The sequence below is a fragment of the Marinobacter maroccanus genome, assembly GCF_002933275.1.
In the GTDB taxonomy this organism is placed as follows: domain Bacteria; phylum Pseudomonadota; class Gammaproteobacteria; order Pseudomonadales; family Oleiphilaceae; genus Marinobacter; species Marinobacter maroccanus.
The window spans coordinates 75767-87869 of record NZ_PSSX01000015.1 but is presented as its reverse complement, the minus strand read 5'-3'; the positions used below and the strand labels follow the sequence as shown (position 1 = coordinate 87869).

9 protein-coding genes are annotated in these 12103 nt (G+C 56.0%); 8 read left to right on the top strand and 1 reads right to left on the bottom strand.

Going from position 1 to position 12103, the window contains the following annotated elements:
• Positions 1–299: 299 nt before the first annotated feature.
• Positions 300–1757: a TrkH family potassium uptake protein gene (locus KEHDKFFH_RS15285; RefSeq protein WP_241956528.1), complete on the bottom strand. Its 1458-nt coding sequence runs from the start codon at positions 1755–1757 to the stop codon at positions 300–302.
• A 261-nt stretch (positions 1758–2018) separates the two neighbouring features.
• On the opposite strand from KEHDKFFH_RS15285, the gene KEHDKFFH_RS15280 reads away from it, so the two are divergent.
• The 8 genes from KEHDKFFH_RS15280 (at position 2019) to KEHDKFFH_RS15245 (ending at position 12092) form a co-directional block, all read left to right on the top strand.
• Positions 2019–2672: a potassium channel family protein gene (locus tag KEHDKFFH_RS15280; protein WP_104322699.1), complete on the top strand. Its 654-nt coding sequence runs from the start codon at positions 2019–2021 to the stop codon at positions 2670–2672.
• Entirely contained in the window at positions 2669–4039 is a 1371-nt protein-coding gene (locus KEHDKFFH_RS15275) for a TrkH family potassium uptake protein (RefSeq protein WP_104322698.1), read from the top strand. Before KEHDKFFH_RS15280 ends, KEHDKFFH_RS15275 begins: the two co-directional genes overlap by 4 nt.
• Positions 4040–4165: 126 nt before the next feature.
• On the top strand, positions 4166–4246 hold the full coding sequence (gene kdpF / locus KEHDKFFH_RS20595; RefSeq protein WP_412917579.1) for a K(+)-transporting ATPase subunit F: 81 nt from the start codon (positions 4166–4168) through the stop codon (positions 4244–4246).
• A gap of 79 nt (positions 4247–4325) precedes the next feature.
• On the top strand, positions 4326–6038 hold the full coding sequence (gene kdpA / locus KEHDKFFH_RS15265) for a potassium-transporting ATPase subunit KdpA (protein ID WP_104322697.1): 1713 nt from the start codon (positions 4326–4328) through the stop codon (positions 6036–6038).
• A gap of 13 nt (positions 6039–6051) precedes the next feature.
• Positions 6052–8070, top strand: coding sequence for a potassium-transporting ATPase subunit KdpB (kdpB, locus tag KEHDKFFH_RS15260; protein ID WP_198412802.1), 2019 nt, complete (start codon positions 6052–6054; stop codon positions 8068–8070).
• Positions 8071–8101: 31 nt separating this feature from the next.
• The gene (gene kdpC / locus KEHDKFFH_RS15255) at positions 8102–8686 is read left to right on the top strand and encodes a potassium-transporting ATPase subunit KdpC (RefSeq protein ID WP_198412793.1); all 585 of its coding nucleotides are present in this window, start codon (positions 8102–8104) and stop codon (positions 8684–8686) included.
• Positions 8683–11361: a sensor histidine kinase gene (locus KEHDKFFH_RS15250; RefSeq protein WP_104322694.1), complete on the top strand. Its 2679-nt coding sequence runs from the start codon at positions 8683–8685 to the stop codon at positions 11359–11361. The genes kdpC and KEHDKFFH_RS15250 overlap by 4 nt, the downstream gene beginning before the upstream one ends.
• Entirely contained in the window at positions 11358–12092 is a 735-nt protein-coding gene (locus KEHDKFFH_RS15245) for a response regulator (protein WP_104322693.1), read from the top strand. Before KEHDKFFH_RS15250 ends, KEHDKFFH_RS15245 begins: the two co-directional genes overlap by 4 nt.
• The last annotated feature ends 11 nt before the right edge of the window (positions 12093–12103 follow it).

The window sequence follows — 12103 nt, the reverse complement described above, 5'->3', positions numbered from 1 at the left end:
TTTCCGCATAATCAACTCGACACCACCACACCAATCCTGCCCAGCGATTTGCCGTTTTACTTCCATCAGACTTTCTACTAATCTGTTTTCAGGTTTTTCATATTTATCAGTATTTTGGATGCTTCATGACTTACGAACTTCCATCTTTAGCCTGCATTTTCTGAATACTTTCAAAATTACGTTGCAGTTTTTCTGTCAGTAAAATTGGAAGTTTGCGTAACCCTTTGAATTAGGAGAGCGGCGACTTTCAACTCAAAGCTTTTCCTACAGCCCCCACATGATGACTCTCCCGTTCAGTCTCAGCGACGCCAGAACTGCGGTGAGAACATTACGAAAACGGTCAGCAGCTCCAACCGCCCCAGCAGCATGGCCACCATCAAAACCCACTTGGCTGCATCAGGCAATGGCTGGAAATTCCCGGCCGGACCAATCGTGTCTCCAAGCCCGGGTCCTACGTTTGCCAGGGCTGTGGCGGCGCCACTGAGGCTGGTTGTCATATCCAGCCCCAAAAATGCCAGGATCGACGCAACCACTGCCAGAGTTGCCAGAAATATGAAGGAGAAAGCGACGCTGGACGCCACGATTTCATCGCTGATGATTCGACCGTTGTAGTGTCTGGCGATAACCGCATTCGGGTGCAGAAGTCTGAGCACCTGCTCTTTCAATAACAGCATGGATAACTGAAAGCGGAACATCTTCATGCCGCCACTGGTGGAGCCAGAACACCCGCCCACAAAGGTCAGAAAGAAAAACAGTACAACGACAAATGGTCCCCAGAGCGAGTAATCCTGCGATGCATAGCCTGTCGTGGTTACAACGGAGGTCACGTTAAACAAGGCATGGACAAAGGCATCTAATGGGAACGTGCCGTCTTTCCAGACACGATACGCAGCAATTATGCTGGCGATGATCAGTAAGAATTTAATGAAAAAACGGATCTGTTGATCTCGCAGCAGTGGCTGCGCGTGGCCATTCAGCAACCTGACGAACAAAAAAAACGGAATGCCGCCAAGCATCATGAAGATGCTCGACGCGAACAGGATGGAGAGTTGATCAAACTGCCCCATCGAGCTGTCGGACGTTGAGTAACCCCCGGTGGCAACGGTCGTCAGCGCATGATTCACTGCGCCAAAGAGGTCCATGCCCAACGCCCAATAAGTCAGCACGCAACCGAGCGTGAGTGCGAGATAGCTGAATACGAGCCCCCTGGCGAGACGATTGGTACGAGGTACTGCTTTCTCGGTCCACTCGGACGACTCTGTTGCGAACAGCCGCATGCCACCGATCCGCAGGAATGGCAGGATCGCCACGGCCATGCCGATGATTCCAATGCCCCCCATCCACTGCATCATGGAGCGCCACAGCAAAATATCGCCAGGCAGGTGATCAAGGCCGGTCATAACGGTGGAACCGGTGGTTGTAACCCCGGAGATACTTTCAAAAAAGGCGTCGGTAACACTGAGTTCGAGATCGCTCAGCAACAGCGGAAGACTTGAAAACAATGGTATGAATATCCAGGCCGACACCGTAAGGATAAACATTTGCCGTTGTTTCAGTGCATGGCGCTTACGTCCGGCGCTGAAAAAACAAATCAGGCCCACCCCAAAACAGATGCTTGCGGATTTCACGAACGCCAGCCAATCCGGCGTATTTCCGAACATCAGAAGGTTCACCGGCAATGTCATCAGAAAACTGAGGAGAATCAGTAGAAACCCGAGTATCTGAATTACAGGGAGGATATTCAAAAGCGCTACCATCAGGATTGCCCAGACTGTTCACGGATCATTTTCTTCAACACACCTTCTATAATCACTCCGGTTGGAATTGCCGACACGCCCTACTCTCAACCAGATTTGTCTGAGACGGCGTAAGGAAATCACAACTTGTATAAAATGAGGACTGTTCCTCACTAATTTTTACGGTATTTTTACGGCATCTCTTGGGCGACCATAATAGGTGTATGAGAAGATTTCCTCCACTGGTTTTCGAGACAAGTAACCAATATCGGGATCGCACCCATGATTGAAAAACAACAGTTTATTGTTATCGGCCTTGGTGTTTTCGGGGCCACGATTGCGCGAGAGCTGACTCGCCTCGGCCACGAAGTGCTTGGAATCGATTCGGATGAACAGCGGGTTGACCGACTGGCTGAGGAGATTACCCACGCAGTGATTGCCGATGTCACTAACGAAAACTCGCTGATCGAATTGAACGCCGGCAGCTACGACGCTGCGGTTGTAGCCATTGGCCGGAACGTAGAAGCAACCATGCTCGCCACGCTGCAGCTTCGGGAGCTTGGCGTCAAGAAAGTCTGGGCGAAAGCGCTCACTAACCAGCATCACCGGATTCTCGAGAGACTTGGAGCCAACCGCATAATTGCACCGGAGTATGAAATGGGTGTCCGGATCTCCCAGGAACTGAACTATCCGATGGTGCATGATTATTTGGGGCTCGACGACGACTATTTCGTCGTCGACTTCCACACCACGGAAGACCTCGTTGGCAAATCCATCGGTGAAGTGATCAACGGCGAGCCGGTCGAAGCACTGGTTGTGAAGCGACTGAAAGAAGCTCATCCCCATCCGGATCATACCTGGAAGATCCGCGCCGGCGACAGGCTTGTTCTGGGCGGCCAGCTGGAAGACCTCAGGGATCTGGTCAATCGTTTATGAAAATTCATTTCCTGGATCTGGCGACTCACCAGACCAAAAAAGGTAAGACATCTGCCACGAGTGGCATCAACCCGCCCCGGCTGCTGCTTGAGTCGTTTCTTGTTCTCATTGCCATCGGAGCGTGCCTGCTCAAGTTGCCATTTGCGACGGTTGAGCCGGTAACCTGGATGGAGGCGGCCTTCACGGCGACCTCGGCAGTGACCGTAACGGGGCTCGTGGTTGTCGATACCGGAAGCCAGTACACACTGTTTGGCCAGCTGGTGATACTTGCCCTTATCCAGCTTGGCGGGCTGGGACTGATGACGTTTGCTGTCCTCACTGCCCTCGCCCTGGGCTTCAAACTGAGGCTGGAGCACCAGTTGGTTGCGCAGGAAGCATTCAACGAAATCTCGCTCCAGACAGCCAGGCGGGCGGGTGGCTCAATTGCTCTGTTTGCCTTGACGGCCGAAGCCGTCGGTATTGTGCTGCTCAGCCTGTTTTTTGTCCCCGAACTGGGGTGGTCTGACGGGCTTTATGAAGCGCTGTTCTACACCATCTCCGCATTCAACAATGCCGGTTTTGCATTGTCGCCCGACAGTCTCTCTGCCTACGTTGACCATCCGGGTATCAGTCTGTCGGTGACCGCCCTGTTTATCACTGGCGGTCTGGGCTACATCGTGATCATGGAGCTTTTAGACAAACGCTGCTGGTCAAGGCTGTCGGTCTATGTGAAGGTCATATTGCTGGCGACCCTGCTGCTGAACCTGTTCGCTACCGGCGCCATCTTGTTGCTCGAATTTGGCAACCCGGCAACCCTTGGTGCACTGGACAGCTTCTGGGACAAGCTCCTGGCGGCCTGGTTTCAGGGCGTGACTCCACGAACGGCGGGCTTCAATACTCTCGATATTGGTGCGCTAACAGCCGGCACCAGTGTGTTGATGCTGCTTCTGATGTTCATTGGCGGTGCCCCCAACTCCACCGCCAGTGGCATCAAAATTTCCACCTTCGTCATTATGATCGCTGCAACCCGTTCTTTTTTGCGTGGCAATCTGAACGTAAGCTTTTTCAAACGCTCCCTCAGTAGCGAGACGGTGATCAAGGCTCTGGCGACGGCAACCATTGGCATGGCTGTGGTGTTTCTGGGGGTTCTGTCGCTGAGCATTCTGGTTGAGGATGATTTCCTGGATATCGCCTTCGAGGTGGTGTCGGCGTTTGGCACGGTTGGTCTTTCCCGAGGCACAACCGGCGAACTGGGCACGGCAGGGCAGCTGATCATCATGGCGATCATGCTGATCGGTCGCCTGGGTCCCCTCACTCTGGGGTACTCGCTGACAGTGCGTCGCAAATCCCGGGTTCGCTACGCGAAAACTGAGTTTCCTGTTGGCTAACCCCAACTGTCTGACGATAACCCTCACTTTTTAACGAACTTTTTACGACCAGCCCCGGATTTGGTCATCGAATTTTTACGCCCCTCCCCCGCACCATAAAGACACACTCACTGAAGGAGACTGAGCGTGTCTACTTTCCTGTTAATTGTTTCGGTTGCAGTCGGCGCCTACCTGGTCGCCGCCCTGCTCTGGCCCGAGAGGTTCTGACCATGGCACTGATCGGTATTGGCCTCATGCTGGGGCTGTTTGGCCTGTGTTTCCTGTTCATTGATCTGGAGGAACGGCTGTGAACGAGGTCATCATTATCTATGCGGTCACGCTGTTACTGGCATGGCCCTTGGGCAAGTACATTGCGGGCGTTTTCAACGGCGAAAAAGGAACAGCCGGGGCTGTTTTTCTGCCGGTGGAAAGTGGCCTGTATCGGCTGTTCGGGGTAGATCCCTCGCAGCCCATGAGCTGGCAGGGTTACGGCAAGGCCTTGCTTAAACTGCATCTGGTACTGGTGCTGATCGTATTTGGGCTGTTGATGGCTCAGGGGCTGCTCTTCCTTAACCCTGACGGTATTGGCGGCATGAGCTGGGACCTGGCGCTGCACACGGCGGTCTCGTTTCTGACCAACACCAACCAGCAACATTATTCCGGCCAGGCGCAACTGAGCTATCTGGCCCATACCTTCGGTATTGTCACGCTTCAGGTGGTCACGCCGGCGGCGGGCATGGCGGCGCTGGTTGCGATTGTCCGCACCTTGCTGGGCCGTTCTGATAGGAAAAGCCAGCCCTCCGCCGATGGCACCGTGTCTGTCGGTAACTTCTACGAGGACATCACCCGCGCGATTGTCCGGGTGATGTTGCCTGTTGCCGCGGTTGTGGCCCTCATTATCGCCTCGCAGGGTGTACCCAACAGTTATGAAGGTGCCCGTACCGCGATCCCGCTGGACCAGACCGCTGGCATGACGGAACAGAATATCCCGATCGGCCCGGTCGCACCCATGGTCGCAATAAAGCAGGTTGGCACCAATGGCGGTGGCTGGTACGGCCCCAACTCCAGCGTGCCGCTGGAAAACCCGACCCCTGTCAGCAACTTTGTTCAGACGGTTTCCATCGTTCTGATTCCTGCCGCTCTGGTCTTTGCCCTTGGCTTTATGACGGGCCGTCGCCGCCTCGCCATGGTGGTGATGGGTGTGATGGTGGTGATGTCTGTCTCGCTCACGTCTGTCGCCATCTGGTCGGAAAACCAGCCAAACGCTGCGTTTTCTGGTCTGGCTGCGGACGGTCCGAACCTTGAGGGTAAGGAGGTACGGTTTGGTGCGACCGCAACGGCACTGTGGGGAAGCTGGACCACCCAGACGTCCAACGGTTCTGTGAACGGCATGCACGACAGCTTCAACCCCATCGGCGGCATGATTCCGATGATCGATATGTTCATCAACGTCACCTTTGGCGGTATTGGCGTCGGGCTGATTGGTTATCTTCTGTTCCTGCTGCTGGCCGCCTTCCTGGGCTCCCTGATGATCGGGCGGGCACCGGAAATTGCCGGTAAGGCCCTGGAAACCCGGGAAATGAAGCTGGTGTGTATCGCCCTGTTGATCCAGCCCCTGCTGATCCTGGGTTTCAGCGCCATCACTGTGGCTTTCCCGGCGCTGACCGGTAACTCCAACCCGGGCTTTCACGGCATCAGCCAGGTCATTTACGAGTACACCTCCGCCTTTGCCAACAATGGTTCGGGTTTTGAAGGTCTGGGAGATGACACCGTGTGGTGGAACGTTACCTGTGCCGTCAATCTGGCCCTCGGCCGCTTCATTCCGATTCTGGCGCCCCTGGCGGTTGCCGCTTCTCTTGCGGCAAAGCGTTCCGCGCCGGAAGGCCGCGGTAGCCTGAGCATTGATACACCCACCTTCGGCCTGATGACCCTGGCGGTGATTGTGATGTTTACCCTGCTGAGCTTTATGCCGGTGCTGATCCTCGGCCCGATCGCTGAAGCCCTGGCTCTGATGTCCTGATTGGAGAACGATGATGTCCAAGAAAACCCCCAAAATGACTGACTCGCTTGATCTGGGCAAAGTGTTCGGCCAGTCAATCAGGCGCCTGTCGCCCAAGGATCTGGCTCGCAACCCGGTGATGATGGTTGTCGGTGTCGGCACTCTGGTTACCTTCCTTCTGGGCCTTACCCACCTGGCCCAGGGTGAACCCGCCGGGCTTGATTTCGCCATCTGCGCCATCCTGTTGTTTACCGTGCTGTTCGCCAACGGCGCGGAATCCGTGGCTGAAGCTCGCGGGAAAGCCCAGGCCGGCGCCCTCAGGGCGACAAGGAAAGATCTGAAAGCCCGCAAGCTGGACGGTGACCAGCATAAGGAAGTCGCAGCGACAGACCTTCGACGGGGCGACCGCGTGTTGGTCAAACCCAACGAGCTGATCCCCGCCGACGGTGAAATTGTCACCGGCGCTGCGACCATCAACGAATCAGCGGTAACGGGCGAATCCGCGCCTGTACTGCGGGAGGCTCGCACGGACAACAGCGGCGTGAGTGCCGGTACCAAAGTGCTTTCAGACGAGATTGTGGTTGAGGTAACTGTAGACCCCGGTAACTCGCTGCTGGATCGGATGATCGCCCTCGTTGAAGGCGCAAAACGGCAGAAAACACCGAGCGAACTGGCGCTCTCGGTTCTATTGGCCGCCATGACCCTGGTGTTCCTGATTGTGGTGGTCACGCTGGTGCCCTTTGGCGGTTTTGTCGGTGCGACTCCTTCCTATTCGGTTCTGGTTGCCCTTTTGGTATGCCTGATTCCCACTACCATCGGCGGCCTGCTCCCGGCCATCGGTATCGCGGGGATGGACCGTGCCATGCGGGCGAACGTGATCGCAAAATCCGGTAAGGCGGTTGAGGTAGCCGGTTCCATCGATACCCTTCTGCTCGATAAGACCGGTACCATCACGCTGGGCGATCGCAAAGCCACCGCCTTTGAAACGGTTCAGGGCGTGGCACCAGGTACATTGAGAGATGCGGCATTGCTGACTTCCCTGGCGGACCCCACTCCGGAGGGTAAATCCGTGGTGGCCCTGGCCAGAGACAAAGGCTCAGATGTGGAAGCTGCTGAAGGCACTGAATTCATTGAATTCTCCGCCAACATTCGTATGTCTGGTGTCGATTTACCCGATGGCAGGATACTTCGCAAAGGTGCGACGGATGCTATTCGCAAGTTCGTCACCGAAAACGGTGGAAACTATCCTCAGGAAACCGACCGTCTGGTCGATCGGGTCGCCAAAAATGGAGCAACCCCGCTGGTAGTGGCGGAAGGCAACCGCGTGCTCGGCGTTATCGCCCTGTCGGATGTCATCAAATCCGGCATCAAGGAGCGGTTCGCCAAGCTACGGGAAATGGGAGTCAAGACGGTGATGATCACCGGCGACAACCCGGTGACTGCCGCCGCTATTGCTGCCGAGGCCGGCGTTGACGATTTCATCGCTGAGGCTACACCCGAACAGAAACTGGACATCATCCGTAAGGAACAGGCGGAGGGTCGCATGGTGGCGATGATGGGCGACGGCACCAACGATGCCCCGGCCCTGGCCCAGGCCGACCTGGGGCTTGCCATGAATTCCGGTACCCAGGCAGCCCGTGAAGCCGGCAACATGGTGGATCTGGATTCGGACCCCGGAAAACTTCTCCAGGTGGTGGAGATCGGCAAGCAACTGCTGATTACCCGCGGCTCGTTGACCACCTTCTCCCTGGCTAACGATGTAGCCAAGTATTTCGCCATATTGCCGGCGCTGTTCGTAACGAGCCTGCCGGCGCTGGATGCACTCAACATACTGAACCTGGCGAACCCCATGAGTGCGGTACTGGCGGCGACCATTTTCAACGCGCTGATCATACCGGTATTGATCCCGTTTGCCCTCAAAGGCGTTCAGTTCAAGCCGGCCAGCGCGACTCAACTGCTGCGCCGTAACCTGCTGATTTTTGGCCTGGGTGGGCTCTTGCTGCCGTTCGCGGCAATCAAGGCGCTGGATCTGATGCTTACCGTGGTTATCTGAGGAGACCGACAACATGACTGAATCAAACTCTGTGACCGTTACCCGGTCTGCCTCCTGGCTTTCTGCTGTCAGAGCGGCCGTTGTATTTATCGTGCTATGTGGTGGGTTATATCCGCTCCTGGTGACAAACGCTGGAAAGGTGATGTTTCTTCATGAGGCGTTGGGCAGCATGATCATTGTAGATGATACTGTTGTGGGATCAGAATTGGTTGGACAACGGTTTACTGCCCCGGAATACTTCCATGGTCGGCCTTCAGCCGCTGCCTATGATCCGTTTTCCGTTGGCGGTTCCAACTATTCGGCCAGCAATCCGGACTTACGGGCTCGTGCTGCTGAAGACTCATCAATCATCGCGCAGAGAGAAGGTTTTGATCCCGGTTCAATCCCGGTTGATCTGATTTCAGCCTCAGGGTCCGGCATAGATCCGCACATCTCACCTGAATCGGCGACTGTGCAGGCCGAACGGGTGGCGAAAGCCCGCGACATTCCCGTTTCCCACGTAAACGAACTTATTGAACGATACACTGAAGGCCCCACACTCGGTGTTTTCGGCCAGCCCAGGGTTAACGTCCTGCGGATTAATCTGGCGCTGGATGGCAAGGAGATTTCCGATTGAATAAAGGCGATCCCAAACGCCCCAACCCCGACGCGCTCCTGAAGACTCAGGAGCGCGTCGGGGCCGGCGGGCTGAAAATCTTTCTGGGTGCGGCCCCGGGCGTCGGCAAAACCTACCAGATGCTGCAGGCGGCCCACGAGCTGAAGCGGCAGGGCATTGATGTGGTGATTGGCGTGGCTGAAACCCACGGACGCGCAGAAACCCTCGCCCTGTGTGACGGCCTTGAGCAGCTTCCGGCAAAGGAAATCGAGTACGCGGGCAAACAGTTTCGGGAATTCGATCTTGATGCTGCCCTCACCCGCAAACCAGAGGTTTTGCTGCTGGATGAGTTGGCCCATCGAAATATTCCCGGCACCCGTCATCCGCGGCGTTACCAGGACATCGAGGAGCTGATGGACCAGGGCATTACCGTCTGGACTGCCATCAACATTCAGCATCTGGAAAGTCTTTCCGATGTGGTGGCCAGCATCACTGGTGTGCGTATGCGGGAAACCGTCCCCGATTCGATTCTGGAACGGGCCAGAGACATTGTTCTGGTGGATCTCACACCCTCGGAACTGCTTGAGCGCCTGAAGCAGGGCAAGGTCTATGTGCCTGAACAGGCCCGGGCAGCGATGGACGGGTACTTCTCGCCCTCGAACCTGTCCGCCCTCCGGGAAATGGCAGTCCAGGCCATCGCCGAACGGCTGGATTCGGATGTCCGTGAAAACATGCAGTCCAGGGGCATAGAGGGTCCCTGGCACATCCGATCGAGGATGCTTGTTGCCGTGGATGGCTCTGGCCAGGGAGAAACCCTGGTGCGGGCCGGCAGGCGGTTGGCTGAGCGACGCAAGGCACCGTGGACAGTCGTCACCGTCGATAACGGGCGCGCTGGTCCGGCTGAGCGGCAACGCCTTGAACGGGTATTTGAACTTGCTACCAGGCTGGGCGCCGAGGTGAAAACACTTCGAGGCTACGACGTGGCCGAGGAGATTCTGGCATTTGCCAGAGACCAGAACGTGACCACACTGATTCTGGGCCGCTCCCATAATCGCTGGTGGCACTTCCGGAAGTCCATCAGCCGGTACCTGCTGAAGCAGGCCGAAGCGTTTGAAGTAACCTTCATTCCGGTTCCCCGTAAGCAGCGTCGTAAAATCGTCGAAAGCGCGACCCATGGAGGCAAAATCACAGACTATGCCTGGGCCGTTGCAAGTGTGGGTGTCGCAACACTCGTATCCAAAGTGTTTGATCATCTGCTGCCGCTGGGTAACCTGTCCCTGATCTTTCTTACCTCGGTTCTGTGGGTTGCCGCGAGAACCGGCATTCGCCCCGCGCTGTTCACCGCGCTGCTCAGCTTTCTCACCTACAACTTCTTTTTCACTGAGCCACGCCTGACCTTCACCATGACGGAGACTGACGAGATCCTGACCGTCGTTTTCTTCCTGATTATTGCGGTTATCGGGGGGAACCTGGCGGGCCGGCTTCGCGATCAGATCCATTTGCTTCGGGTATCAAACGACCAGACCGATGCCCAATTGGCGTTTACACGGAGGTTGGCGTCGGCTCCGGATATCATCTCCGTTCAGACCGAGGCGGTCGAATCCATGTATGAGCAGTTCAGGATTCCTCTTATCATCGCCCAGAACAACCCGGATGATGGTGATGTCGAGGTGATTACCCGAGGGGGGCCGGCACAGGAACTGAATGAGGCCGCATATTCAGCCATCGACTGGGCCCTCAGAAATGCCAAACCCAGCGGCGCTCTCTCGGATACCCTGAACAGTCTTCCCTGGCGGTTTGAGCCTATTGAGGCAGACAATAAGGTTTACGCTGTTCTCGGGCTTCGGGTGGACGACATGTCTGCGGAGTATTATCGGGGCCTTGCCGTCGGTATCTATGTGCACCAGCTTGGCCTGGCCTGGTTCAGGACGCAGTTGGCGGCAAATCTTTCGGCTTCCAGAGTTGCCGAGGAAACAGAACGGCTGCGCTCCGCCCTGCTCTCGTCCATTTCCCACGACCTGCGCACACCGCTCTCGTCCATGATCGGCTCTGCAAGTACGCTGAAATCGATGTCCGACAAACTTTCTGACGAAGACCGGGAAAGCCTGTTTGATTCCGTCCTCGGCGAAGGCGAACGGTTGGACCGGTACATCCGCAATTTGCTGGACATGACGAAACTCGGCCACGGTACCCTCAAGATCGAAAGGGACTGGATCGCGTTCACCGATATTCTCTCTTCCGCACTCAGACGCACCAGAAACCTGATGGCAAAGGTCCGTGTCGAGCGGGAAGTGGAGGAAGATCTGCCACTGCTGTTCGTGCATCCGGCGCTCATTGAGCAGGCGTTGGTGAATGTGCTGGAAAACGCCGCCAAGTTCGCGCCCGATGGTTCAACTCTGTCTATCCGCGCCCACAGACAGGAAAGCGAATTAATCATAGCAATTTCGGACGAGGGACCGGGCATCCCAGAAGACCAGCGGAGCCAGGTATTTGATATGTTCTTCACAGGCGGCGAGGGAGATCGGGGGCCTCATGGTAGCGGGCTCGGCCTCGCTATCTGTCACGGCATGGTTGCGGCTCATGGTGGCCGGATTCAGGCATTGGCTGGCGAAAATGGTGCCGGTGCCACCATCGAAATCGCCCTGCCCCTGATAGAATCGCCTGAACAAGAGTCTAATCGGGAATCCAGTGAATGACTGAACCAGCAAAAGATCGGGAAAAGCCCTGTATTCTGGTCATCGACGACGAACCGCAAATCCGGCATTTCCTGCGTATCAGCCTGAAAACCGAAGGATACGAACTGCTCGAAGCGGAAAATGGTGAGACCGGGCTCGGGTTGTGCGCGAGGCATTCACCGGATCTCGTGATTCTGGATCTGGGGCTTCCGGATATGGACGGCTCGGAGGTGCTTGCAGGCTTGCGGGAGTGGTCATCAGCCCCGGTGATCATTCTCTCGGTGCGGGATCGTGAACTGGAAAAGGTAAAAGCACTGGATCTCGGAGCCAACGATTATGTAACCAAACCCTTCGGCGTCGATGAGCTGCTCGCTCGAGTTCGAACTCAGTTGCGCATCCATCAGAAAGGGAAAAACGCGGTTGCGCCTGAAACCTCGGCAATTTTTGATAACGGTGAACTTAATATTGATCTGGCCATGCGCAAGGTCACGGTCAGCGGTGAGCCAGTCAGGCTGACACCCAAAGAATTTGCAGTATTGAAGGTCTTGCTGCTTGCGTCTGGAAAGATCGTCACGCAGTCGCAATTGCTAAAGGATATCTGGGGGCCGACTCACACCACTGATACCCACTATCTTCGTATTCTGATTGGGAGATTGAGACAGAAGCTGGGGGATGATCCTACGGAGCAACGGTATATCCAGACTGAGCCTGGAGTCGGTTACCGGTTCCTCGAGGTGAATGAAAAAGAGTGAGCTCTAATCAA

What these genes read in the sequence shown, in the direction of transcription:
- KEHDKFFH_RS15285 (WP_241956528.1), bottom strand. Translation starts at nt 1,757, where the DNA reads ATGGTAGCGCTTTTGAATATCCTCCCTGTAATTCAGATACTCGGGTTT.
- KEHDKFFH_RS15280 (WP_104322699.1), top strand. Translation starts at nt 2,019, where the DNA reads ATGATTGAAAAACAACAGTTTATTGTTATCGGCCTTGGTGTTTTCGGG.
- KEHDKFFH_RS15275 (WP_104322698.1), top strand. Translation starts at nt 2,669, where the DNA reads ATGAAAATTCATTTCCTGGATCTGGCGACTCACCAGACCAAAAAAGGT.
- kdpB (WP_198412802.1), top strand. Translation starts at nt 6,052, where the DNA reads ATGTCCAAGAAAACCCCCAAAATGACTGACTCGCTTGATCTGGGCAAA.
- KEHDKFFH_RS15245 (WP_104322693.1), top strand. Translation starts at nt 11,358, where the DNA reads ATGACTGAACCAGCAAAAGATCGGGAAAAGCCCTGTATTCTGGTCATC.